The 24,400-nt window shown below is 62.5% G+C and carries 23 protein-coding genes, 1 tRNA gene and 1 pseudogene; 11 read left to right on the top strand and 14 right to left on the bottom strand.

Annotation, left to right across the window (positions count from 1 at the left end; all coding sequences use genetic code 11):
- A pseudogene (locus tag RCO24_RS06705) lies at nt 1-191 on the bottom strand (tonB-system energizer ExbB); the annotation flags it as partial.
- A gap of 274 nt (nt 192-465) precedes the next feature.
- On the opposite strand from RCO24_RS06705, the gene RCO24_RS06710 reads away from it, so the two are divergent.
- Together RCO24_RS06710 and RCO24_RS06715 are read left to right on the top strand one after the other, a co-directional pair.
- On the top strand, nt 466-1,185 hold the full coding sequence (locus RCO24_RS06710; protein ID WP_308960926.1) for a Crp/Fnr family transcriptional regulator: 720 nt from the start codon (nt 466-468) through the stop codon (nt 1,183-1,185).
- Nucleotides 1,186-1,276: 91 nt separating this feature from the next.
- Nucleotides 1,277-1,528, top strand: coding sequence for a hypothetical protein (locus RCO24_RS06715; RefSeq protein ID WP_308960927.1), 252 nt, complete (start codon nt 1,277-1,279; stop codon nt 1,526-1,528).
- Here RCO24_RS06715 and RCO24_RS06720 read toward each other — a convergent pair.
- From RCO24_RS06720 to RCO24_RS06730, 3 genes are all read right to left on the bottom strand, one after another.
- Nucleotides 1,525-2,625 (bottom strand): alpha-hydroxy acid oxidase, encoded by a 1,101-nt coding sequence (locus RCO24_RS06720; protein ID WP_308960928.1) that lies wholly within the window; start codon nt 2,623-2,625, stop codon nt 1,525-1,527. The genes RCO24_RS06715 and RCO24_RS06720 overlap by 4 nt on opposite strands.
- Before the next feature lie 40 nt (nt 2,626-2,665).
- Nucleotides 2,666-3,346, bottom strand: a complete 681-nt coding sequence (locus tag RCO24_RS06725; protein WP_308960929.1) for a Fe2+-dependent dioxygenase — start codon at nt 3,344-3,346, stop codon at nt 2,666-2,668.
- Between the two features lie 111 nt (nt 3,347-3,457).
- Nucleotides 3,458-5,968 carry a TonB-dependent receptor domain-containing protein gene (locus RCO24_RS06730; protein WP_308960930.1) on the bottom strand — a complete coding sequence of 837 codons (2,511 nt, stop codon included), beginning with the start codon at nt 5,966-5,968 and terminating at the stop codon, nt 3,458-3,460.
- Between the two features lie 542 nt (nt 5,969-6,510).
- Between RCO24_RS06730 and RCO24_RS06735 the strand changes: the two genes are divergently transcribed.
- The gene (locus RCO24_RS06735) at nt 6,511-6,684 is read left to right on the top strand and encodes a hypothetical protein (protein WP_308960932.1); all 174 of its coding nucleotides are present in this window, start codon (nt 6,511-6,513) and stop codon (nt 6,682-6,684) included.
- A gap of 107 nt (nt 6,685-6,791) precedes the next feature.
- Here the strand turns inward: RCO24_RS06735 and RCO24_RS06740 are convergent.
- Nucleotides 6,792-6,868 (bottom strand) — tRNA-His (locus RCO24_RS06740).
- A gap of 404 nt (nt 6,869-7,272) precedes the next feature.
- On the opposite strand from RCO24_RS06740, the gene RCO24_RS06745 reads away from it, so the two are divergent.
- From RCO24_RS06745 to RCO24_RS06755, 3 genes are all read left to right on the top strand, one after another.
- Complete coding sequence (locus RCO24_RS06745; RefSeq protein ID WP_308960934.1) at nt 7,273-8,586, top strand: HAMP domain-containing sensor histidine kinase; 1,314 nt, start codon at nt 7,273-7,275, stop codon at nt 8,584-8,586.
- Nucleotides 8,587-8,815: 229 nt separating this feature from the next.
- Nucleotides 8,816-9,874, top strand: a complete 1,059-nt coding sequence (locus tag RCO24_RS06750) for a Fe(3+) ABC transporter substrate-binding protein (RefSeq protein ID WP_308960935.1) — start codon at nt 8,816-8,818, stop codon at nt 9,872-9,874.
- A 112-nt stretch (nt 9,875-9,986) separates the two neighbouring features.
- Nucleotides 9,987-11,714 carry an iron ABC transporter permease gene (locus RCO24_RS06755; RefSeq protein ID WP_308960936.1) on the top strand — a complete coding sequence of 576 codons (1,728 nt, stop codon included), beginning with the start codon at nt 9,987-9,989 and terminating at the stop codon, nt 11,712-11,714.
- 108 nt (nt 11,715-11,822) lie between these two features.
- On the opposite strand, the gene RCO24_RS06760 is transcribed toward RCO24_RS06755, so the two are convergent.
- The 3 genes from RCO24_RS06760 to RCO24_RS06770 all read right to left on the bottom strand — a co-directional run bounded on the left by RCO24_RS06760 (nt 11,823) and on the right by RCO24_RS06770 (nt 13,489).
- Nucleotides 11,823-12,398 carry a YceI family protein gene (locus RCO24_RS06760; RefSeq protein WP_308960937.1) on the bottom strand — a complete coding sequence of 192 codons (576 nt, stop codon included), beginning with the start codon at nt 12,396-12,398 and terminating at the stop codon, nt 11,823-11,825.
- 30 nt (nt 12,399-12,428) lie between these two features.
- On the bottom strand, nt 12,429-12,980 hold the full coding sequence (locus RCO24_RS06765; RefSeq protein ID WP_308960938.1) for a cytochrome b: 552 nt from the start codon (nt 12,978-12,980) through the stop codon (nt 12,429-12,431).
- A 191-nt stretch (nt 12,981-13,171) separates the two neighbouring features.
- Nucleotides 13,172-13,489 (bottom strand): hypothetical protein, encoded by a 318-nt coding sequence (locus tag RCO24_RS06770; RefSeq protein WP_308960939.1) that lies wholly within the window; start codon nt 13,487-13,489, stop codon nt 13,172-13,174.
- A 393-nt stretch (nt 13,490-13,882) separates the two neighbouring features.
- Between RCO24_RS06770 and RCO24_RS06775 the strand changes: the two genes are divergently transcribed.
- Nucleotides 13,883-15,820, top strand: coding sequence for an acyltransferase family protein (locus RCO24_RS06775; protein WP_308960941.1), 1,938 nt, complete (start codon nt 13,883-13,885; stop codon nt 15,818-15,820).
- 46 nt (nt 15,821-15,866) lie between these two features.
- Here RCO24_RS06775 and RCO24_RS06780 read toward each other — a convergent pair whose 3' ends face one another.
- The 3 genes from RCO24_RS06780 to RCO24_RS06790 all read right to left on the bottom strand — a co-directional run bounded on the left by RCO24_RS06780 (nt 15,867) and on the right by RCO24_RS06790 (nt 18,899).
- On the bottom strand, nt 15,867-16,676 hold the full coding sequence (locus RCO24_RS06780) for a class I SAM-dependent methyltransferase (protein ID WP_308960942.1): 810 nt from the start codon (nt 16,674-16,676) through the stop codon (nt 15,867-15,869).
- A 280-nt stretch (nt 16,677-16,956) separates the two neighbouring features.
- Nucleotides 16,957-17,187 (bottom strand): hypothetical protein, encoded by a 231-nt coding sequence (locus RCO24_RS06785; RefSeq protein WP_308960943.1) that lies wholly within the window; start codon nt 17,185-17,187, stop codon nt 16,957-16,959.
- 179 nt (nt 17,188-17,366) lie between these two features.
- A complete protein-coding gene (locus tag RCO24_RS06790) occupies nt 17,367-18,899 on the bottom strand; it encodes an acyl-CoA carboxylase subunit beta (protein ID WP_308960944.1) in 1,533 nt (510 codons plus the stop codon).
- Nucleotides 18,900-19,078: 179 nt separating this feature from the next.
- Between RCO24_RS06790 and RCO24_RS06795 the strand changes: the two genes are divergently transcribed.
- The 4 genes from RCO24_RS06795 to RCO24_RS06810 all read left to right on the top strand — a co-directional run bounded on the left by RCO24_RS06795 (nt 19,079) and on the right by RCO24_RS06810 (nt 21,665).
- Nucleotides 19,079-19,474 carry a VOC family protein gene (locus tag RCO24_RS06795; protein WP_308960946.1) on the top strand — a complete coding sequence of 132 codons (396 nt, stop codon included), beginning with the start codon at nt 19,079-19,081 and terminating at the stop codon, nt 19,472-19,474.
- A 336-nt stretch (nt 19,475-19,810) separates the two neighbouring features.
- A complete protein-coding gene (locus tag RCO24_RS06800; protein WP_308960948.1) occupies nt 19,811-20,587 on the top strand; it encodes a hypothetical protein in 777 nt (258 codons plus the stop codon).
- Between the two features lie 180 nt (nt 20,588-20,767).
- Nucleotides 20,768-21,199: an Hsp20 family protein gene (locus RCO24_RS06805; protein WP_308960950.1), complete on the top strand. Its 432-nt coding sequence runs from the start codon at nt 20,768-20,770 to the stop codon at nt 21,197-21,199.
- Nucleotides 21,200-21,377: 178 nt separating this feature from the next.
- Nucleotides 21,378-21,665 carry a DUF1150 domain-containing protein gene (locus RCO24_RS06810; protein ID WP_308960951.1) on the top strand — a complete coding sequence of 96 codons (288 nt, stop codon included), beginning with the start codon at nt 21,378-21,380 and terminating at the stop codon, nt 21,663-21,665.
- 207 nt (nt 21,666-21,872) lie between these two features.
- Here the strand turns inward: RCO24_RS06810 and RCO24_RS06815 are convergent, their stop codons facing one another.
- The 3 genes from RCO24_RS06815 to RCO24_RS06825 form a co-directional block, all read right to left on the bottom strand.
- On the bottom strand, nt 21,873-22,172 hold the full coding sequence (locus RCO24_RS06815; protein WP_308960952.1) for a hypothetical protein: 300 nt from the start codon (nt 22,170-22,172) through the stop codon (nt 21,873-21,875).
- Nucleotides 22,173-22,361: 189 nt separating this feature from the next.
- Nucleotides 22,362-23,066, bottom strand: a complete 705-nt coding sequence (gene hisG / locus RCO24_RS06820; RefSeq protein WP_308960953.1) for an ATP phosphoribosyltransferase — start codon at nt 23,064-23,066, stop codon at nt 22,362-22,364.
- Complete coding sequence (locus RCO24_RS06825; RefSeq protein WP_308960954.1) at nt 23,059-24,252, bottom strand: ATP phosphoribosyltransferase regulatory subunit; 1,194 nt, start codon at nt 24,250-24,252, stop codon at nt 23,059-23,061. The genes hisG and RCO24_RS06825 overlap by 8 nt, the downstream gene beginning before the upstream one ends.
- Between the last annotated feature and the right edge of the window lie 148 nt (nt 24,253-24,400).

Genomic DNA, 24,400 nt, shown 5'->3' on the forward strand with positions numbered 1-24,400 from the left:
GGCAAGGTCGGCTCGGGCGCGGCGGCCGGCGCGGCCTGAGACGGCGCGGCGCTTTCGGTGGCGGCGGGCGGGGCGACTTCCTGCGCGGCCATCGGCGCTGCGTGGGCCGAAATCATCGCGGCAACCGTAATGATACGAAGAACAGTACCCGCCCGATTACGGCGCCAGACTGGAACCATTGTAGAATACATCGTCATGATCTCAGGTAACCCGCTTGTTCTCGTTCGTTGTGTCCGCGTGTCGGGCACATAAATAAAACTATACTACTCGCGTCAATATTAAGTCGCAATCTTGCCCACCGACCGGGAACTTCCCGCCTGCGCAATAGTGTCGCGCACGGCCTTATCCGTACTCCGGTCATTTCGCACCTGGCTCGCCGATCCGGCGGAACCTTAACGCCCAGTTGCGTATTCGGCTTCAGGTGCCCTTGAACGACATCGAACCTGAGCCCGAGCTGCCCATACCATGACAGCCCTGCACGATTGGCCCCGCAACAGGCTTCTTCTCGCGTTACCGAGCCGAATCCGTGGGCAGCTTCTTCCCAGTCTCGAACCGATCAAGTGCGAGCGCGAACAAGTGCTGATGGACGCGGATTCGGCCCTCGATCACGTGTACTTCCCGGATAGCGGAGTGATTTCGGTGGTCGCAGTCTATCCTGACGGCGCTATTATAGAAATGGCTACGATCGGACGGGAGGGCGGAACCGGTTTTCAGGCCGTGTTCGGCGCAAAAACCTCGTCCGCCCGGCTCCTTGTGCAGCTTCCCGGCACCGCCGCCAAGATGCCACGTTCAGTTTTCGTGAACGCGATGGATACGATCCCGGCGTTCCGCACGCTGATGTACTGCCATGTTCATGCCTTTCTCGAGCAGGTGATGATTTCGGCGGGTTGTAACGGAGCCCACAATCTCACTCAGCGGCTTGCGCGCTGGCTCCTGATGATGCGCGACCGGGCCGACGACGACACGATGCTGCTTACCCAGGATCTGCTGGCGGAAATGCTCGGCGTGCAGAGGCCTTCGATCACCAACGCCATGCATGGACTGCTGAAAGCCGGACTGATCGACAGCGGGCGCAAGCGGGTGACGATCCTCGATCGCGATGGCCTCATGCGCGTCTCGTGCGAGTGCTATTCGCTGACGCGCACGCGCATTGCTCAACACCTGCCGAAAACTTATCCGGAATGATCCATTCCGTCATATAGATGACCGACAGCGCATTGGTGCTTGCCGCATATCAATCGAGCACTTGATTGATCCCGCCGCGAGAAGTCTTCCCATGCCCGTTCGCAAACTCATCGAAAACGCGTCGTTCGCGCCTGAAGCCCTCGAAGTTCTCTATGCCGCGTTCGATTTGGCGTGGGAGGAAGTCGCGTCTCACGTCGGACCCGATCCGACCGCGATCACGTTCGCGCGTGAGCGGCTCGCCCAGGCCGTGCTGAGTGCTGCCAGGCTCAATGCGACGGACCCGACGCAGATCAAGACAGATGCGGTGGCGGCGTTTCTATCGTCCGATCCGACCGAACGTTAGCTTGGCCAAAGCACGTCGCGATCGATGTCATCGATCGTAGCGCAGCCGGTCATGGCCATCGCGGCCTCGAACTCGGCGCGGAGGATCGTCAGCAGATGCAGGACACCCACCGCGCCTGCGACGGCGAGGGCATGCATGATCGGCTGGCCGATCATGACGGCGCTGGCACCAACGGCGAGCGCCTTCAGAACATCGGTGCCACGCCGCACGCCGCCATCGAGCAGCAACGGGACACGCCCTTCGACACGCGCGGCCACCGCTTCGAGCGCATCGAGGCTCGCGGGCAGCGTGTCGAGCGTGCGGCCGCCGTGGTTCGAAACGATGATGCCGTTCATGCCGGCTGCGATGGCGAGCTCGGCGTCTTTCGGAGACACGACGCCTTTGATCAAGATCGGCAGGTCGGTCTCGCTGCGCAACCAATCGATATCTGCCCAGGTCGGCGCGCTATCGAGCAGGCCCTTGAACACCGGACTTTCGCCTGGCCCCGCGCGCGATACCGGCGCTTTAAATCCCTCGACGTTGACGGGGCGAACGTGCGGGGGCATCCGAAAGCCCGCGCGCTGCTCGTCATTGCGTACGCCATTGATCGACGCATCGACCGTCACGACGAGCGCCTTATATCCGGCTGCCTCGGCGCGCCGAACCAGACCCAGCGTCGCCGCTCTTTCGGCCTGCATGTAAAGCTGAAACCACAGCGTCGTTTGGGACGCCTCCGCGATGTCTTCGATGGTCGCGCTCGCGAGCGTGCTGACGGTCATCCAGGCGGCGCAGGCCGACGCAGCAATGACGGTGGCCAACTCACCGTCGGGATGAGCGAGCTTCTGATGCGCCACCGGCGCCAGAAGAATTGGAAACGGCAGGTGCGCGCCGAGCAGCGTGGTTGCGGTCGAAGCCCCCGACATATCCGCCAGCACGCGACCTGAAAGCCTGCGGCTGTCGAAGGCCTCCCGGTTCCACCGCCTGGTCAGTCCATCGGCGCCTGCTCCCGCAATGTACGCCCACACGTCAGCGGGAAGGCGCTGGCGCGCGTGGCGCTCATAGTCGAGCGCGGCGACGACGTCTTCGGGAACGGGGCTAGCTGCAGGATCGACCCTCACGGCGCCTCGCGCTTCAGCAGGCGAGCGGGGCGTGCGCCGCTCATACCTCGGACCATTGGCGGATCAGGTTGTGATAGTGCGCGGTCAAACCAACGACGGCTGCATCGTCATCCGGCAGCCGCTCGCGGATGCTCATGATCGAGCGGTCGAGATCATAGAGCATGTGACGCTGCCAGTCGTCCTTGATCATCGACTGGGTCCAGAAGAACGAAGCCCATCGGCTGCCACGCGTGACCGGCGTCACGCTGTGCATGCTGGTCGCCGGATAGACGACCATATGGCCAGCGGGCAGCTTCACGGCGTGCGTGCCGTAGGTGTCGTGCACCACGAGTTCGCCGCCGTCGTAATCCTCGGGCGGCGTGAGGAACAGCGTTGAGGACACATCGGTCCGCATCCGCTGGCCGCCCGGCAGCGCGCGGATCGACCCATCGACGTGGGCGCCGAAGGTCATGCCAACATCGTAGCGGTTGAACATCGGCGGCAGCACGCGCAGCGGCAACGCGGCGCTCATGAAGGTTGGATTGCTGCCGAGCGCCTTGAGCACGATCTGGCCAAGCTCCAGCGCGATTTGGCTCTCGATCGGCACCTGCAGGTTGTTCTTGACCTTGATCGCCTGATCGCCCGCGGTGACGCGTCCATCCACCCAGTCGGTGCTTTCGAGCACGCGGCGGATCTCCGCCACCTCCTCCGCATTCAGCACATCGGGGATCGTGACGAGCATTTTCGAGTTCCTCAAAAACGCCAATTGCCGGGGCGAGCCCGGCAACGGCGTGTTTAGGTGATTTACCGGCGGGGCGGAACCCGTCCCGCCGGATTTTCTATGCTTCGCTTGTCAGAAATCAAACTTGGTGCCGAGGCGGAATGTGCGCGGCGCACCAAGCGTTGCACGCGAGCCGTTCCAGTTGGTCGATAGCGCGTATTCCTCGTCGAAAAGGTTGTCGACGTTGAACTGCAAGGCAACGTTGTCGGTCAGATCGTAAGACGCCATAACGTTGACCAGGAAGTAGCTCGGAAGCTCACCCGGTACGCCGTTCTTGATGACGCGGAAGGCATCGTCCGGGCGGCCGAGGAAGGACTCGCCGGTGTACTGCACGCCGCCGCCGATCGTGAACGCGGTCGTCACGTCGTAGGTCATCCACAGCGTCGCCGAGAAGTTCGGCGTAAAGGCCAGTTCGTCGCCGTTGGTCGTAACGCCGGCCGTCGCACACTGGCCCGCCGCCCCTAGACCAAAATCGCCCGGCCGATCGCGGCACTGAAGATAATTGTACTCGGCGCTGTTCTTGCGCTCCGAGTCGAGCAACAGCAATCCGCCGAATACCTTCCAGCGGTCGGTCAGACTGCCTGCGACGCCCAACTCGATGCCCTGCACGACTTGATCTTCATAGAACACTCCGTCTTCAAAGAATGTCGCAGCATTGCTTCGTACCTTGTGCGGCACGTCATTCTTCACGGTGCGGAAAGCGGCAGCCGTCGTGGAGAGCTTGCCACCGAACCAATCCCATTTTACGCCGACCTCGTAGTTGTCGATCATCACAGGATCGGCCTCCGGCGCGAACCCAGGCAGAGCGTCGTCACCAGATCGCGAAATATCCGGGTTGGAAAGGTAGGAGCCAGGAGGCAGAGCCGAAGCGCCGTACGATGCGTAGAGCGTGCCGTTCGGAACCGGCTTGTATACCAGACCGATCTTGCCGCCGAGGGTGGTCTCGCTTCCCTCTACGCCATCGAACGTACCCGGCACCCCGCTCGGAAGCGCTTTGCTCGCGATTTCATATTTGTAATGCTCGACGCGGAGGCCGCCAACCAAGTCGAGTTTTTTCGTCAGTTCGATCGTATCGTAGAAATAGGCTGCGATGGTATCGATCTCGACGTCATTGCGACCGTCCGGGGCCGGCGACGCAGCGTTGTAGCGATCTGGATTGGGATCGAACAAGCTGGTGTTGCCGGGGTTCTGCGCAGCGAACTGATTGGCGCCGGATCTTTCATTGGTGTACTCGATGCCGGTCGAAATCGTGTGCTTGAAGCCGCTCGCGACGAATGTGCCGGCGAGATTGGTTTGGTTGCTCCATAGCTCGTTGACGCGGTCATAGAACTGTCTCTGCGTCGTTGCCTGCACCGGCGGGCCGGCGACGATCCCAGTCGGGACAGTATAGCGCGCGTCGCGATCGACCCGGTCCCAAACGGTCTGGTTGGTCAAAGTGAAATTGCTCGACAGATCGTGTTCGAAGCGAGCCGTCACACGATCACCAACGAGATCATCGTAATCGCTCTTCAAGCCATAGAAGCTATCGCGCGAAGCGCCAGCGGTGACAGGATTGAACGTTTTCAATCCGCTTATCGTTGCTCCCGGCACGCCCCAGTCAGGCAGATCGTTCCGCTGCAGGCGCTCATAGGAGAAGATTGCGCGCGTGTCCGTACCGAGGCCGAACGCGATCGACGGCGCAAGACCGTAGGCTTCTGCCTCGGCGACATCGCGGCCCATCACGCCGCCGTTCTCGTACATGCCGTTCATCCGGACCGCGACCGTGCCGATCCGCTGGTTGACGTCGATGGTGGACCGGAACAAAGGATCGGTTCCGTGCTCGTCGAAGGTGATGCTGGATTCGCTGCGAATGAAGTTTTCAGTGGTTGGCACCTTGGTCACAAGGTTGATGTAGCCGGCAGCAGCGCCACGGCCATTGTCCGCAGCTGCACCTTTGACGACTTCCACCTGCTCGATGTTGAACATGTCTCGCGCAAAACTTCCGGAATTGCGCACGCCGTCGACAAAGATGTTGCCGCTGGTGTCGAAGCCCCGGAGCTTGAAGTTGTTGGTCGACGTCGAGAATCCGTTTTCACCCGCATCGAAGGTGATGCCCGGGGTGTTGCGCAGCGCCTGCGTCAGGTTTGGCGCGCCGCGCTCGCTGAGAATGGTGCCGGGGATCACGGTCACGGTCTGCGGCGTGTTGAGCAGCGGTCCGGTGATCTTTGCCGACGTTACGTAGTCGGCCTTGTATTCGCCCGGTGCGACGGGGCCAGCCTGTCCCGGCAGCGGCGGCGCTTGGGGGCGCTCGGCCACAGGCTCGACAGCCGGCGGAGCAACGGGCGTGGGGCTCGAGGGTGCAGCCTTCTTCTTGGCGACCGCCTGCTTCTTCTTGCCTTTGGTCTCGACGACCAGCGGCGGCAGCTCGGCTGCCGGCGCGGCGGCCTGCTGGGCCAGAGCGGCGCCAGAGAACGGCGCGGAAAACGTCACGAGCGGCAGCAGTCCGAGCGTGGTTGCGATTGCGGCAGACGACCTTGGCTCCGCGCGATCCGGCGGGCACTCCGATGCCCCTACGGCCGACTTCTCGTTCTCACTCGCCCTCATTACGCATTCCCCCATCAGCATCGGCGCTTCGAAAAGCGCGCTCGAAATCCCCGTTCGGACGGCGAAAAACTCGGCGTCCGATCCAACCTTCATCGGGTGAGATGAGAGCAAGTTGCGAAATCTATACGCTGTGCGTCAACTATCGTGGCGCCGCTCGGCGGAGTGTTCCGAAAGGCGCCGTATTTATGACACCTTGAGTATTCTTTTCCCTTGACACACTTTGTTACAAATGGGAGCAATCGCTGTTGTGCCCATTGGCATCAATCCTTTTCAACAATCTGATTTTATTGAATTTTGTCGCTCTCCCCAACGAGAGCTGTGCGGCAGATATCGGCTTATCCGAAACGATCGACGACACCCTTCACGCTGCGGTTTTGCGCGACTGCCATCACGTCCTTCCGAGGCCGTGAAGCGGCTCCGGCCGGCTTGCATGATCATCCCGCGCCGGCGGTCAAGTTGCTGCTCCGATAGTGGTTGTTCCGCACTTGCGAGAAGGCGCGAAGCACTTTTGCATGGGGGTGCACAACAGCACGGAGCCTTCCATGTCCAAGAACACGGGCAGCTTCTATGTGTACGGCGCACCTGTCAGCTTTCTCGTCGCGTGTTACCGGCATCGGCTGAACCAGCGCCTGCTGGTTCTCTCTCTTCCCCAGGGGCACACCGCCGAGATCATCCAACTCGCGGATTGGAAAGCCTCAAGGGCCATGCCGAACTGACGAAGCGGCACCCGGGCAGGCTCAAGCCACCGGGAACGGCATCGACGCAATGGAAAGGCACGCGCTCGCGCGTTCCGGCCTTCGGCTCAATGTTTTTCTGATTTTGGTGGTACCGCCTCCCTGGCTTGAACAGGGGACCTCTAGATCCACAATCTAGCGCTCTAACCAACTGAGCTAAGGCGGCTTACCTGCGTCGACTGGAACGCAAGGTGACGGTTACTCCGTCACGGCGTCCGCTCTGTCAACTGCGAACTCTCGTCCCAGATTCAGCTCGAAACAAAATTAATCTGTTTCATCAACGCTTTAAACGGACCATCGGGTGCCCGAAAAAGCCGACCGATGGATACCGGGACGCGTATCGCTGGAGCTTATAGAAGGGGGGCGAACTTCCCGCAACATCAATGATCAAGGCGGCGATGTCGAATTGGCCGGCGCCGAGCGGCCTCCTGCTGTTCGCCGAACCGGCACCTGCGAGGGCCGTGCCGCGCCAAGGGGTGAGCGATCCCCCCTACGAAATCTTGCTTCTCATCATTACTTTAAGCCATGCTCCTCTGACCGCCTGACAAGACTTCGTACAACAGTGGTCCCGTGCTTCAGCCCATGAACCGCCGCGTGCTCGTGCTGTTCGGAGAAGATCTGCCCGCTGTCGCTCTCGCTCAGCTCGATGCGAGCGGATCGTCGGCGGCCTGGCTGATCGATGTCGACGCGGGACGCATCATCGCCGCCAACGGAAACGGCGCTGCTTTGCTCGGGCTCAACGGCGTCCGTGTGGTCGCCGACGCGGATCTCTCGCCACCTCTGCTCGACGCCTCGATGCCGGCGCTGGTCCGGTTGCGGGCGCTGGCGGCTTCATCAGACCAAGACACCAGCACCGAAGCCTTGGTTTTCTGGACCCGCAACGGCGCCCTGCGATTGCCGTGCCGTATTCATCTCTCACGCGCCCGTCTCCCACGCTCAGGCGCGCGTACGGTCGCAGCCATCATCGTTCAGGATCCGTCGCACGACCTCCACGATGCGTCCGACGCGGCAAATTCTTCCTTTGCCGGGAATGACGCGGCGAAGCTCAAGGAAATCGCGCGGCGCATCCACGAGGGGCAGGCCGCAAGAGGGCTCACTGAGGAGCGGGCCGGGCCGCGAACGCCGTCGGCTGCCGCTCTCTCAGACGGTGGCGCGTCTCCATCAGATCGCGAATTTTCGCCGACGCTTCGCGCGCGCCTTGCGCATGAACTCAAAACGCCGCTCAGCGCCATCGCGGCAGCTGCCGAAATCATGAAGGAACAACGCTTCGGCCCCCTCGGAAGCGCGCGCTATCTCGGATACGCCTCCGATATCTTCGGAAGTGCGCAGCATATGATCGGCGTTATCGAGCGTATGCTGGCGGAGGGGACCGACCACGATCCGCTCTCGCTCGTTGCCGCGCTCGAGTTTGCGGAGATCGACGCGGGCGCGGTGCTCGCGGCTTCTGTTTCGCAGGTGGCACCACTCGCCGAGCGCGCCGGCATCGCGCTTGCGTTCGAGCTTGCCCCTCGCCTTCCGCACATCGTGGCCGATGCCACAAGCCTCCGGCAAATCGTGTTCAACCTCCTGACCAATGCCATCAAGTTCACGGAAAGCGGCGGATCGGTGAGGGCGGTTGCGCACTACGAAGTCGACGGCCCGTTCACGATCGCAATCTCGGATACGGGGTCTGGAATGACGCCGCGCGAACTCAGCAATGTTTCGGATGCAATGAAGGCATCTCGTACGAAGCGCAAAGGCAAGGGGGCGGGACTTGGCCTCGGACTTCCGATGGTGCAAATGCTCGCCGAAGCGAACGGCGCCAGCCTCATCATCGAGAGCGTGCCAGGGCAGGGAACCTCGGCCTCGGTCGTGTTCCGGAAGGAGCGCGTGGTTCCGGTGTGATCCTGGGCTCGGCCTCTATCGTCGCCCTTGGACATTAGACAATTTCTAAACTGTCGGAATCGCCTTTTCTCTATCCTCATCCTCGGACATTGTTGACTTTCTTGACGCACTTCTCGGCCGCTGCTCTATGGTCGACGCGGCTTGCAGGCCCGTCGCGGCGCCATTTTCCATACGTCCGACGGTAAGCCGATAGCGGGACCTTGAACCCCGAATATTGGAGAGTTGACCAATGACGTTTTCACGACCCCATCTTCGTACGGCCGCACGCGCGCTCTCCGCGCCGATCCTCGCGCTGGCCGCACTTGCCGCCTACGGCACCGACGTGCGCGCCGAGGAAGAGGTGAACATCTATTCCTATCGCGAGCCGGGACTGATCGAACCGGTCCTCAAGGAATTCACGAAAGAGACCGGCATCAAGGCCAACGTCGTCTTCTCCAAAGATGGTCTCATCGAGCGCATGACCGCCGAGGGCCGCAACAGCCCGGCCGATGTCCTGCTCGTCAACGAGTCGGGCCTGCTGTTCAAAGCCAAGGAAGCGGGCGTCACGCAGCCACTCGACTCGAAGGTCATCTCAGAGAAGGTCGATGCAAAGCTGCGCGATCCCGAACGCCATTGGTTCGCCGTCACACAGCGCGCCCGCGTCGTCTATGCCTCGAAGGACCGCGTGAAGCAGGACGCGATCAGCTACGAAGAGCTTGCGGACCCGAAGTGGAAGGGCAAGATCTGCACGCGTTCCGGACAGCACACCTACAACATTGCGCTGATCGCTTCGATCATCGCGCACGACGGCGAGGAGAAGGCCGAAGCCTGGCTCACGGGCGTGCGTGACAACCTCGCGCGGAAGCCCGCAGGCGGCGACCGCGAGGGCGTACGCGACGTACAGGCTGGCCTGTGCGATCTCGCGATCGGCAACACCTATTACATGGTGGCGATGCTGAAGAACCCGGAGCAGAAGGCCTGGGCGGACTCGGTCAAGATCCTGTTCCCGAATGCCGCCGATCGCGGCACGCACGTCAACATCTCGGGCGCCGCGCTGGCCGCCAACGCGCCGCACAAGGACAACGCCGCCAAGCTTCTCGAATTCCTGGTTTCGCACAATGCGCAGGAACTCTACGCCGAGCAGACCGGCGAGTACCCGGTGGTCGCGGACGCGCACGCGTCGGATCTCGTGAAGAGCTGGGGTGAACTCAAGGCCGATCCGATCGCGCTTTCCGAGTTGGCGAAGCTGCGCAAGAAGGCATCCGAGCTGGTCGACAAGGTCCGCTTCGACGCCGGCCCGAGCTCCTGACGTCTGACACTTCGTTTGATCGTGCCGCGCGGGAGCTGCCTTTTCAGGGTCGCTCCCGCGCTCACTTTGGTAATCAGCAGGCTTCACGCCTCGCGTACGCAGGCCTTTGCCGATGAGCGTCACTCCATCTTCAGAGACCGAGCCTGGCGGCCCCCTGTCTGTCGCCCGCCGTGTCATTGAAGCGTGGCGCCTACGCTCGGCTTCGGCGCCCGGTTGGACGATGTGTGTGGGCGTGGTGCTGGCCGTAATCGCGCTGCCGGTCGCAGCGGTTCTTTATATCGCCGCGACGCCCGCCGATAACGACTGGCCGCATCTCCTGCAGTCCGTCTTGCCTCATGCGCTGCAGCAGACGCTGCTGCTCGCGTTCGGTACGGGGCTGGTCTCGTTGATCGTCGGCACGAGCACTGCGTGGCTCGTCACCATGTATCGGTTTCCCGGGCGGAGCCTGCTCGATCGCCTGCTGGTGCTGCCGCTCGCCATTCCGACTTACATCGTCGCGTACTGCTATGCGGACCTGCTCGACTATGCCGGGCCGGTTCAAACCGAGCTGCGCTCCCTCTTCGGGTGGGCGACGCCTCGGGACTACTGGTTTCCGCCCGTCCGCTCGCTGGGCGGCGCCGTGTTCGTGATGTCGGCGGTACTCTACCCTTATGTCTACCTTTCGGCGCGGGCGAGCTTCGTCCAGCAATCGGTCTGCGCACTGGAGGTGGCTCGCACGCTCGGGCGATCGCCGATGGGCACGTTCTGGTCGGTTGCATTGCCGCTGTCGCGGCCGGCACTCGCGGCCGGCGTTGCACTGGTGCTGATGGAGACGTTGAGTGACCTCGGCGCCGTGCAACATCTCGGCGTCGAAACGCTTTCGGCCAGCATTTACACGACATGGCTGCAGCGCTCCAACCTCGGCGGGGCGGCGCAGATCGCTACGGTGGCGCTCGGACTCATTCTGCTGCTGCTTGCCGTCGAGCGCATCGCGCGGGGCGATGCCAAAGTCCATCATACGACCGGCCGCTACCGCGCCATTCCGTTCCAGGACATCGAGGGGTGGCGCGGCTATGTCGCCGCCGCGCTCTGCTCGCTGCCGTTCGTGGCGGGTTTCATCGTGCCGTTCCTTCGGCTCGTCGATTTTGCCATCGGACACGCGTCCGTTGCGATCGAAGGCGGTTTTCTCAGCGCGGCATGGAACAGCGTATTCCTCGCGACCACCGCCGCCGCAGCGACCGTCGCGCTCGGTCTTTTGATCAGCTATGCGCCACGCGTCGCCAGAAATCGCTTCACACGGTTTGCGGCTCGCTCAGCGGGACTGGGCTATGCGCTGCCTGGAACGGTGCTCGCGATCGGCGTGCTGATGCCGGTGGCCGCACTCGACAACGGCATCGACGCCCTGTTCCGGAGCACCTTCGGCATCTCGACCGGCCTCATTCTATCCGGCACGGTCGCGGCGCTGGTTTATGCCTATGTCATAAGATTTCTCGCGGTCTCGCTTGGCGGCATCGAGGCCGGTCTCGAACGCATTTCGCCCAATCTCGATGCGGCGGCTCGCGCGCTCGGCGAAACCGCAACCACGGCGCTGTGGCGGATCCATCTTCCGCTGCTGGTGCCCGCGCTTGGCGCCGCAGGGCTTCTGGTATTCGTCGACGCTTTGAAGGAGCTGCCGGCCACGTTGCTCTTGCGACCCTTCAACTTCGAGACTCTGGCGACGCACGTCTATGCGTTTGCAGCGCTCGAGCAGATCGAGAGCGGCGCGCTCGGCGCGTTGACGATCGTGATGGCCGGGCTCGTGCCGCTCGTCGTGCTTCACCATGCGATCGCGGGCGGACGCGCCGGGCGCAGCGGGTCTTGATCTTGCCACGCGCGCATTCGGCTCATCGAAACGCGACGACCCCGGAACGCGCTGTTCCGGGGTCGTTTTGTTTGGCCGGTCTTTCTGTGAAGAACCGAAGCCGAGCCGTTACTGCTTGACGCCTTCGACTTCGAGCGCGAGTTCGACTTCCTTAGAGGCCGGACCGAGGTTGAAGTTGATGCCGTAGTCGGCGAGCGTAATCTTGGTGGTGCCGGTAAAGCCCACGCGCGTGCCGCCCCAGGGATCGGCGCCGCCGCCGACATAGGCCGCGTCGATCTTGACCTCCTTGGTTACGCCGCGAAGCGTCAGATCGCCCGTGATCGTCGCCTTGCCGTCGCCTGCGGGAGTTACGGACTTGCTGACGAAGGTGGCCTTCGGGAACTTCGTGACATCGAGGAAGTCGGCACCGCGCAGATGCTTGTCGCGCTCGGCGTGGTTGGAGTTCACGCTGTTGGTGTCGATCTCGACGTTCACCTTCGAGGCATCGGGTGCCTTATCGTCATAGCTGAAGGTGCCGGAGAACTGGTCGAAGCGCCCGGCGAGCCAGCTGAAGCCCAAATGCTGGATGCGGAAATTGATCGAAGCGTGTGCGCCCTTGGTGTCGATCGCGTAGTCCGCCGCCGAAGCCGCTCCCGGCAACACGAGCGCTGCCATCAGAGCGAGCGAAGTCAAACGAAGTGTCATTGACGTATTCCTTTCGAGGTGAATGAAAACTCAAGTCTTGGGCGGACCGGACCACATGCGGGTCAGCGTGGAATCGCGGTCGACAAAGTGATGCTTCAAAGCGGCGACGGCATGGACGACGGCGAACGCGATCACGACGTAAGCGAGATACGTGTGAACCACACCAGCCGGATCTTCGAGCCCCTTGTTTTCTCCAGGCGAGGGCACGCTGAACCATCCGAAGACATCGACGGCCCGTCCGTCTGCTGTCGAAATCAGATAACCGCTCACGATCAGCGCGAAGATCAGAACATAGAAGCCGGCGTGAGCGATGTGGGAGGACACCCGCTCGAACGGCGTGAAGTGGGCGTCGGACGGCTTCACGTTCGCTACGCGCCAAACGAAACGGGCGGCGAGTGCGATCAGCAGCAAAATGCCGATGGCTTTGTGAACGTAGGGCGCCGAATGGTAGTAGGGGCTGTAATAGTCGAGATCGACCATCCAGAGGCCGAGTCCGAACGTGCCGAATATGGCGAGCGCCATCAGCCAATGAAACAGACGGCTTACGACGCCATAGCCCGCCGTTGTATTTCGGATCAGCATACGAAACGTTCCCCTCCGGACACCCTCACCGCGTAGATAAAGAGCCGACGCGTCAATTCAATGGATGGGGAGACGTGCATGCGTGCTCAGCGGGAAACAATCCGTTGCTCGGCGGGCAACGATCGAGGCCAAACGAAAACGGCCGCGAGCGCTATGCTCGCGGCCGTTACTACCTACGTAAAAATAAATCACTAGAAACCGAAATAGAGCCGGACGCCCGGGCGGCGGTAATAGCGAGGATAATAATAATCCCCGTAGCCGCCGTAGTAGTACGGCCGATAGAAATGCCGATGGTGCCGGTGGCGGTGCCAATGGCGATGATGGCGATGACCGCGCCAATGGCGATGGCGATGACGGCGGCCGACTTCTTCGACGGCGCTATCCACGTTGGCAGCTTGCTTGACCACTCCAGCAGCAGCGTTTCCGGCAGGCATGGCCTGGGCAGGCGCGGTTGCGGAGAAAACGACCGCACCGACGCCGAGCAAGGCCATGGCGATCAGTTTGCGCATGGCAATTTTTTCCTTTCTGCAGTTGATCCCCAGCTACTTGCGGATCTCGAATTCACTAGGACACATCAAATACGCTCGTAGTTTGACAACACGCAACGATCCGACGACGTCCTATTGAACTCGCGTTCCGCATAACAGCACCGGCCCTTGACCGTGCCGGCCCCCTGCAGGCGTGAGTGCAGGATTATTGGCGACAATCTCCAGCCTATATGCCACTTAGTTTAGCCGCCGCTGCTCTTTATGCTTCTTGCTTCGCATCACGATGCAAAAAGGCAATGGCGACCTGCCTATGATGTAGAAATCTTTCGCCAGAGATCAATTCGTCCCGTGCTCACTATGACGTGTCCGCGTACGAATATTCATCCCGCAGTGCCGTTGAGCTACCTTCCGCACGTGGACGGATTACGTGCACTGGCGGTTGTGCTCGTCGTCATTTTTCACGCCTGGCCCGCTGCGGTGCCCGGCGGGTTCATCGGCGTCGACGTCTTTTTCGTCATCTCGGGTTTCATCATCACGCGCCAGCTCGCAGCGGAATTCGAGAGCGGGAGCTTTTCCTACTGGGCGTTTCTCGGCCGAAGAATTCGCAGGCTCGTGCCCGCGGCCTTCGTGTGCTGCCTGTTGGCCACGGTGGTTGCGTCCAAGCTGCTGATGCCGGAAGCGCTCACGGATTTTTCAGAGAGCCTGGCCGCCGTTTGGACGATGACGGCCAACATCTACTTCTATCTCAACACCGGCTACTTCGATGGCGCTTCCGCAGAAGCGCCGCTGCTGCACATGTGGTCTCTCGCCGTCGAGGACCAGTTCTATCTGACCTGGCCGCTTCTGCTCGCGTTGCTGTTCAGCCGACTTGCGACGCGCCGCCGGATCGTGGTGGCCGTGCTCGTGCTTGCCGCGCTCTCACTCGTTCATTCGGACTTCAGCGCCTCGCGTAATCCGAGCCTGGCGTTCTACCTGCCGCTCTCGCGCGCGTTCGAACTCCTGGCTGGATGCGCACTCGCGCTGGCGCTTCCGTTCCTGTCGCTGCCGAAGCGCTCGCTGGCGCCGCTCTCCTTGCTGGGGTTCGCCCTCGTTCTCGGCTCGGCTTTTGTCATCAACGCCGAAACGAAGTTTCCGGGCCTTACGGTCGTGCCGACCGTAGTCGGAACCGTTCTTCTGATAGGCACCGGCTTGTTCGGATCGACGCTCGTGACGCGGCTGTTGTCGCTCACGCCTTCCGTGCTCGTCGGCAAGATGAGCTATTCGATTTATCTCTATCACTGGCCCGTGCTCGCATTCGCCACGTATTGGCTGGGCCGTACGCCGGATGCCGCCGAAGCCGCGTATCTGGTCGCGTTGAGCCTGGCTTTGGCCGTCCTCTCCTGGCTGCTGGTCGAGCAGTGGGCGACGCGACGACTCCAACTCGCCGCACTGCCTGCAGGTACCCTGATGCGCTTGACGGTGGCGGGATCGATTCCGTTCTGCCTGTTCGCCGGCGCCATTGCAGCAACACGCGGCTGGCCACAGCGCCTCGATGCCCCCGCCTACGCGGTCTACAAGGCCGCCTCTTCCGGCAACCCGTTGCGCCCGAGCTGCGACGGCTATGATCTCGCCTTCCGCAACAACGGCACCTGCACATTCGGACGACCGCTCGCCGGACGCTCGTCCTACGACATCGCCATTTTCGGAGATTCCAACGCCGATCAGTTCGTGCCGATGATCGCCAAGCTTTCGCAGTCCGCCGGCCTTTCCGGGCGGCAGATCACGCAGAGTTCGTGCGGGCCGCTGATCGGTGCGTCCCGAGGCGGGGCGGCCTATCTCGAAGAGCAATGCGCGCGCTATCAGGAAACCATCATCAAGTTTCTCGATCGCAATCCCGATCTCAAGATCGCCGTGCTGTCGTCGGTCTGGAGCAACTACTGGACGGCGACACCCAACCGCATCTCGACTGACGCGGAGCCGCCGTCGTTCGGGCACTTTGCGTCCCGGACGATCGAGCTATTCCGCAAGCGCGGCATCAAAGTTCTGGTGATCGGGCAAATTCCGCACTTCACGACGTTCTCGCTGCGTTGCCTCGCGGACGCCCATCGAAAAGACACCGAAGACCGCGACTGCGCGCTCCCGCGTGATGAGGGAATTACGCCGGACATCATCGGCGCCCAGGCCATTCTCGAAGCGATCGACCGCGACGACGCGGGCGTCAGTTTCCTCAGCATGCTCGATCTGTTGTGCACGACGGCCAACTGCAGCGCCTTCAAGGACGATGTGCTGCTTTACCGTGACCGCGGTCATTTGAATGCATTGGGCGCGGAGTATCTGGCGCGCTTTGCGTCGCTGCCGCGGCTGGATCGTTGAGGTTCATGCGGCGGCGAGGCGTACGCATCGCCGCCACATGAATTTGCTAGGCGGCAGCCGCCTGCGGCTTCTTCAGCTCGACGATCAGGTTGTCGTCGAACAGAGACATCCAGTTCATCCAGTGGAACTCGTAGCCGACGCTCTCGGCCAAAGCCTTGAGTGAGCGCGGCGTGAAATAGTTGACATGATCCGGGAAGCGGAAGCCGCACCACTCGGAGCCGCGGATGAAACGGTTCGCCGAGTTGTAGTTCGGCGAGCGCAACAGGATCTTGCCGCCGGGCTTCAGGCGCTTGAAGGCGCGCTCAAGGATGAGGCGCGGCTGCGCTTCGTGCTCGAGGTAGCTGCGCATCAGGATGCTGTCGAAGAAGTTGTCCTCGAAGCGCTCGATGCCGTCGGTCGCCGGCTCGTGATAGACGGCGCCGCCTCGTCCTTCGAAAATCGGTTGCGCCCGCTTGCTCAGGGCCTCGCTGATCTCGATGCCGTAGGGCGTCGGGCCTTCCGGAATGCGCGTCGATGGCCCACAGCCGATTTCAAGCACGCGGCCTGTGGCGGGCACAGCGCGCGTGTGGCGGGCACGGTCGACAAGTTTTCCGAACTTCAGGCGAAAGCGGGTCAGCGCGTCGAAACGCGCAAGCTTGTTCTTCTTACGCCGCTGCTTCTCCTCGGCGGCCTGCTTTTCCCACGCGAGGTTGACGGAGAGATCTTCATAGTCCGGCACGCGGCCCAGATAGACGAACCCGCAGGAATTGCAGGCGACAACCGGCCAGGGGCTACGGGTGTATTTGTCGACGACGGTCGCACCAGTCTTGCTACAGACCTCGCACACCGGCCGCTCATGCGACCTCACTTCGGACATGCGTCCTCCCTCGAAAGAGCGCGCACCGCCCCTTACCGCGGCACACGGCTCTAATGCTCCTGATCGGGCTGAACCTATCGAGGCTCCGGGCTGGCGGCAAGGAGGGGGCTTGGGCAAGAAAGTCGCGCTCGCGGGTAGGCCGATCCCAAAAAGCGGGTAAGCCGAGGGCCTATGATGAGGCCGATGATTCACGCTCCGGGCTTTTCCTGCGCTGCCGATTCACGCCGCGTCCGATAGGGGCCGCGACGATCGGAGCGCGGGGGTCCGAAACGATCATGGCCTAGCCCAACGGGCCACTTCTGAGAGCGGCGATCTCGGCATTCAGCGCATCGCGCAGAAACGTCATGGCGGCCGTGCGCAGGCCATCTTCATCCATCGTTCCCTTAACGGGAATTTCGACGGTGGCTTCCAGCCACTGCCTGGATGCAGACGGATCAGGCTCGTCGCCAATCACCAAATGAACAAGCATGGCACGGCCAACGCCATGCATTTCGAATTGATGCAGCTTCACAGCCCACCCTCCGACAGCCCCGCATGGTCCTTCGCACACGCCCGTCATATGGCGAGGATTGGGCTAACTTGAGGCAAAGCAAAACTTGGCCGCAAATGCGCGGAAGGGGCGAACCGACGGTCCGCCCCCTCCTCATTCCTTTACCCTACAACGCTCAAACGATTTGAGCGGCAACGCCCTTACAGCGGGATGTTGTCGTGCTTCTTCCAGGGGTTCTCGAGGGTCTTGTTGCGCAGCATGTTGAGCGCGCGGCAGATGCGCCGACGCGTGCCATGCGGCAGGATCACCTCGTCGATGTAGCCGCGCTCGGCGGCGACGAACGGGTTGGCGAAGCGGCGCTTATATTCGTCGATGCGCGCCGCGATCTTTTCCGGATCGGCCAACTCGGCGCGGTACAAAATCTCAGCTGCACCCTTAGCACCCATGACGGCGATCTCGGCCGACGGCCAAGCGTAGTTCACGTCGCCGCGAATGTGCTTCGAGCTCATGACGTCGTAAGCGCCGCCGTAGGCCTTGCGCGTGATGAGCGTGACCTTCGGAACGGTCGCCTCGGCATATGCGAAGAGCAGCTTGGCGCCGTGCTTGATCAGGCCGCCGTATTCCTGCGCAGTACCCGGCAGGAAGCCCGGAACGTCGACGAACGTGACGATCGGGATTTCGAAGCAGTCGCAGAAGCGCACGAAGCGCGCTGCCTTGCGCGAGGCATCGCTGTCGAGCACGCCGGCCAGCACCATAGGCTGGTTGGCCACGATGCCGATGGTGCGGCCTTCCATGCGGGCAAAGCCGGTGACGATGTTCTTGGCGTAGGCTTCCTGGATCTCGAAGAAGTCCGCCTCATCGACGACCTTCAGGATCAGCTCCTTGATGTCGTAGGGCTTGTTCGGGTTGTCCGGGATCAGCGTATCGAGCGAATAATCGTGCCGGTCGGGGCTGTCGGACGTCGGCAGGCTGGGAACGCCGGCCTGATTGTTGGAGGGCAGGAAGTCCAACAGGCGGCGCATCTGAAGCAGCGCCTCGACGTCGTTCTCGTAGGCGCGATCGGCGATCGACGACTTGGTGGTGTGAACCTTGGCGCCACCGAGCTCTTCGGCCGTCACGGTTTCGTTGGTCACGGTCTTCACAACGTCCGGGCCGGTCACGAACATGTAGCTCGTGTCCTTCACCATGAAGATGAAGTCGGTCATGGCAGGCGAGTAAACGTCGCCGCCGGCGCAGGGACCCATGATGACGGAGATCTGCGGGATGACGCCAGAAGCCAACACGTTGCGCTGGAACACCTCGCCGTAGCCGCCGAGCGCGTCGACGCCTTCCTGAATGCGGGCGCCGCCAGCGTCGAACACGCCGATGATGGGCGCGCGGTTCTTCAGCGCCATGTCCTGGATCTTGGTAATCTTGCGGGCGTGCGTCTCAGACAGCGAGCCGCCCATTACCGTGAAGTCCTTGGCGAAGACATAGACGACGCGGCCGTTGATGGTGCCCCAGCCGGTGACGACGCCGTCGCCCGGTACCTTGGTCTTCTCCATCCCGAACTCGGTGCAGCGATGCTCGACGAAGGTGTCGAACTCCTCGAACGAGTTCTCGTCCATCAAAAGCTCGATGCGCTCGCGGGCGGTCAGCTTGCCGCGCTTGTGCTGCGCGTCGATGCGGGCAATGCCGCCGCCCAGACGGGCATTATCGCGCCGGCGCTCGAGCTCCTCGATGACTTCCTTCATAAGACCCCATCCCGTATGTAAATGATCGGTGACACAACATGCTCTGCCGTGGGATAGCACAGCCCTCGGCGGCCAGCCAATGGAGCGTGAAGCGGTCGCCATGCGACCTCGCGGCGCCCACGGCCCCAGCGGGGTCATCCCCGTTCACGCCCATACAGTCAACCGAGGAGAGAGACCCCGTGGCAAAGGCAATCCATATGATGGTGCGGGTGCTGGACGAGGCGCGGAGCGTTGCGTTCTATTCCCAGGCCTTCGGGCTCTCGATCGCCGATCGCGTCGATTTCGCCGACTTCACTCTTATTTACCTTCGCAACGCGGAGGCCGATTTCGAGGTGGAACTGACGGTTAACAAGGGCCGCGCCGAGCCCTATGACCTCGGCAACGGGTACGGGCATGTGGCGTTCGTGGTGGACGACCTCGAGGCGGAGCGGGCCAGGATCGCTGCGCTCGGCTATTCCCCTAAAGATATCAAACAGATGACCCACGACGGCAAACCGTTCGGCCGGTTCTTCTTTATCGAGGATCCGGACGGCTACAAGATCGAGGTGCTCGAGAAGGGTGGCCGGTTCAAGTAGCGGCAACAGGTAGGCGGAAGCGGACAGGTGGCGCCTTCCTCTCCCCTTTCGCTTCCATCCCCTGCGTGTCTAGACTCCGACCGTTCATGCGGAGCATGCAGCGGCAGGCTGTGGCCGGGCCCAGATGCGTCTCCGAAGTAAGCCCGCTCTAGGGGGCTCGCAAAGCGCCCTTTCAGAGCGCAAGCTTCGCATCAGCAAATGCCTCTAACCCTTTGACTCTCAGCATCGTTTCATGTCCGGCACTTGCTGATGCAGCTCGCCTGCATCGTCTGGCGCCGAAACCTGGAACGTCTCGTGCCGCGGAAGCGGCTGTCAGAGGGTTCCGTGCATCAAATCGTGCCAAAGGCATCGAACGTTGCAGGCTTGGCGCAGCATCTTGTGCCAGAAGCCGCCGAGGCTCCGCGCGCGGCCGCATCGACGCTCATCTGCGAGCAAACCGGGACACCATGCCCGGCGCTGACCGCCCTTTTCGGCCCGCTCGCGCCGGCCGGAGACCAGGCTCACGCCTGGGTCATGTCGCTGGCGCCCTGCAGCGTGTGCCGCGTCGCCTTCGAAAGTGGGCGCAACAACCTTCGTAAATTGCGCCTCGGGCAGCGGGAGCGGGAAATCCTGATCGCGGCCTCGGCCGCCGGGGTATTCGTCGTGACGGAACCCGGTATGTCGCGGTCTCTCAGCGCGGCCCGGCGGCGGGCGGCGCTTTCGCTCGGCAAGGCCGGGCTCGTCGCCCCGGTCACGATGCCGAAAGGGGAGGGACCGCCCGGCGTCCTGCGTCCGCCGCGGGCGACCATCGCGCTCACCGACCTCGGCCGCTATGTGATGGCGGCCTACGGGCGCTATCTCAAGGCCGGGAAGCCGATCCGCTGGACACGGCCATCACGCGGGATCACGTTTCCGGGACGCGACCCATCGCTACTCCGGGACGAAGCGCTTTGCCGCACGCAATCGGCGCTGCGCGACACGCTTAACGAGCTCAAAGGCGTGCTGGTTGCGGCAATCACCAAGCCCCAGAACGATCCCGGCCGGCTCGATGCCGTCACGCGCCATCTCGAACACAAGGCCACCCTCCTCAAGGCGGTTCTGGATCCTCAGCGCGCCAATCCCACAAGCGCCTGATCCTGCTCGCGGCATTGCCGCCGCACGTATAAGCCCCGCTTGAACGAAAGCGCGATCACCCCATATCTGTTGCATGTCAGAAATCCGGAGCCTGCAAGGGGCCGGAGAGCGGAGATCCAAACGGATGCCGCTGCGTAAAAGAAGTCATGAAGGTCGCTTATCGAAAGGGCTTTCGCGTCCATGAGCAGGTTATCTGTGCTGTCCAATCCGCTACTGCTGGGGTTCGAAGAGATCGAGCGTCTGATCGATCGAACTGGTAAAGGCGGAAATGAGGGCTACCCCCCGTACAACATCGAACGTATCGGCGGCTCGGACGGAGCGCGTGAGAAGCTCCGCATCACGATCGCGCTCGCCGGTTTTACGCGTGATCAGCTCGAAATCCTCGTTGAGGATAATCAGCTAACCGTGCGCGGCCGCCAACAAGATGACAAATCCCGGGAGTATCTCTATCGCGGGATCGCGACGCGGCAGTTTACGCGAACGTTTGTGCTGGCCGACGGCATCGAAGTGCAGTCGGCTGACCTTTCGAACGGGCTTTTGGCGATCGACCTCGTGCGACATGAGCCGCATCGGCTCGTACGAAAAATCGAGATCGGGTCGGCTGCGAAATAGTGCGTCGTTTGGACGCGAAGCCGATGCCGCGGCGAAATGATTCGCTTCGGCCAGGTGACCCATCCGCTACAGCCAAACGTATCGAATCGTAGGAAAGTGGTGAGAGGTGGCGAAGGAAATTTAGCGCCTGCCTCGTTACCATGACGTTGGAATACCTCGAGAGAGGAGGAGTTGCGTCATGAAGGAGAATACCTCTAAGCGGCGCCGCAATCCGCGGCCTGCAGTTGCCCCGGTGATGAGCGAGATCGAGCTGGCTAGGCTCGGTGGCGGGCAAGTGGCTTACATCAAAACCTTGTCCTCCGACGAAGCGCTTCGGATGTTTCCGGCGATCGAAGATCTGCCGCGCGGCATCAATCTCTTTGCGCTACACGCCGCGGACGGAACTCCGATCGCACTGACCGATACGCGTCAGGCGGCGCTCAGCCACGCCATGGATGGCGAGCTCGAGATCGCGAGCGTGCATTGACGCACCAGAATCGGCGCGTCGGGTCGTAGCCGGCCCGGCGCGCTTAGAACGCTGCAATGCTTGAATGTTCGGCGCGCGCTACAGATTTTCTTCGGCACAAATTTCGTCTGCTCGCCTCGCTTAGCAGTGAGGGCAGGTCGTTCAAAACAATCAGGGCGGTTCCTGGATTAGGAGCCGCCCTTTTCATTTTCAGATTTGGTTCGGGTGCTATTTCGCCTTGCAGGCGTCGAGCTGCTGCTTGCGCGTCTGCAGCTGAACCTTCCACTGATCAGGGCCGACGGTGCCGCACCAGGCGACATGCGCTTTGAGATCGGGGCTCCATTCCGGCCCCGTGAAACCGCATTTCGCCGTCACGTTCTCCTGCTGCTGCTGCAAAGCGAGCTTGCCGTAGGTGTCGCAGTTGGCCTGGGCGTTCGCCCCGGATGCGAGCCCTGCCGCGCCCACGAGCGCCGTAAGGCAACCTGCAGCGTACAAACGCCATGGCGGGGTTTGGCGCGGTGTCAGCATCTTCCTACCTCAATCCCTTCTTGCCGATCCTCGGCCTGAGGATCCGGTCTTATTGGGGCGCCAAGACGGCTCCCTCGATCCATGCCCCCAATCTAGAGGCAGCCGCATGAACCGCCTGTGAATGTGGACCAAGGCCGGCCGGCAATTCAACTGGTTTGGGACGTTGACAGAGCAACAGGCGGGCGGCGCTTAGCGGGCCGCCGTCATGCGGGCGGTGATCTCGGCCATGATCTCGCGGTTTGCCGGCGACCAGTCGGCGGCGTTGGACGAGATCAAATTGGCTTCCGAGCGCAGTACGACGCCGTCATCCAAGACGCGCAGGCCGTTCGCGGCGAGCGTGGTGCCGGTGGTGGTGATGTCGACGATCAGCTCGGCCGTACCGGCCGCGGGCGTGCCTTCGGTCGCGCCCAAGCTCTCGACGATCCGATAGTCGGTGAGCCCCTTGGCGGCGAAGAAGCGCCGCGTGATGTTGAGATACTTGGTCGCGACGCGATACCAGCGGCCGTGCGCGCGCCGGAACGGAAGCGCGATTTCGGCAAGCTCTGCCATCGTGCGCACGTCGATCCAGCAGTCCGGCACCGCGACGACCACGTCGGCGCGGCCGAAGCCGAGCTTCTTCAGGAACGTGACGCGGGACGCCGCGTCCGACATCTGCTCGCTGACCAGATCCTCGCCGGTGACGCCAACGTGCACGCGTCCGGTTTTCAGATACCAGGCGATCTCGGACGCGGAAATGAACGCGACGTCGATATCGGGATAGCCCACGACCTCGCCGCGATAGCCGCGCTCGTTGCCGGTTTTGCGCAGCGTGAGACCGGCGGCGGCAAAGGCTTCCGCCGTCTGCTCCATGAGCCGGCCTTTCGAGGGAACGCCGAGGATCATCTTGTCAGACATTGGCGCTGCCCCCGTTCCCGTTGTTGACGGCCGCGAGAAGACGATCGGTGTGCACGGCGGCACCGACCGCTGGGACATCCTGCTCGGCACCAACCGCCTTCAACAGATGATCGTAACGGCCGCCGCCCGCGACGGGGCTCTTGCGACCGAGGCCCGGGTTTATGACCTCGAACACGAAGCCGGTGTAGTATTCGAGAGCGCGGCCGAACTCGGCCGAGAATTCCGCGCGTTCGAGATCGATGCCGGCGCGTGCGAGCAATTCGAGGCGCCATTCGTGTGCGCCGACGGCCGACTCGATGTTGACGCCCATCAGCGTGGCGAGTTCGCGGATGCGCCGGGCCGACGCGCGGGCGGGCGAGACGATCGCAAGGTAGCTCGCGATCAATTGCGCGGTTTTCTCCGACAGCGGTTCCGAGCGTGCATCTTCCACACGACCGAGCAGGTTCTCGGCGATCTCGGCCGTCGAGCGCAGGCCGACCGCCTCGATGCCGTTGCGTTCGAGATAGTTGGCGACGGCTGCTTCGGCGGCCGCGGGATCGTTGGGATCGAGGGCTTCGCGAAGCGCCTTCGGAATCTGCGCGTAGGCCGAGCCCGGCTCCAGCGTGAGGCGACGCAGCTCAGCCTTGAAGGCTGCCGGATGCCAGAAAAGATGCATCAGGCGCTGGCGCCAATGCGACGGCATCTCGGCGGCACGCAGGATCGCGCGCAACAGGCCGAGGTCGCCGAAGCGAAGCGTATAGGACGAGAGCCCGGCCGCTTCGATCCCCGCGACGATGGTCGCTACGATCTCGACTTCCGCACGCTCGCGGTTGGCCTCGCCAAAGGCTTCGATGCCGGTCTGGCGGAATTCGCGCGTGTGGGCGAGGTCGCTGCCCTGGGGTTGAAAGCGGAAAGCGGGTCCGTTGTAGCTGTACTTGGCGGTGACGTTGGCGGGCGAATGGCGCTCGATGTGGAGGCGGCAGGTCGGCACCGTGAGGTCCGGGCGCATGCACAGCTCGTCGCCGTCGGGATCGGTGAACACGTAGGTCCGGGCGCGCAGCGTCTCTCCGACCACATCGAGAAACACGCCCGCCGGCTGGATGATGGCCGGAGACACGGCTTCGTAACCCGCCCGCGTGAACACGGAGAGCAGCGTTTGCGCGTTCGCTTCCAGCGCCTCGAAATGTTTCGCCGTCTCAGCGGGCATCGGATCCTCGGTAGCACCCTCCCTCCAGGATGAGACGCGAGGAGAGGGGTCGGGGGAAAGGGTACGTTTACGCTATGGCCTGGGTTCTGGCTCTCAGCTTAACCTCTCCCCTCGGTACGGGGGAGGAAGCCGTTCATAGGGGTGAAGG

This window comes from Hyphomicrobium sp. LHD-15 (assembly GCF_031157355.1).
GTDB lineage: Bacteria > Pseudomonadota > Alphaproteobacteria > Rhizobiales > Hyphomicrobiaceae > Hyphomicrobium_C.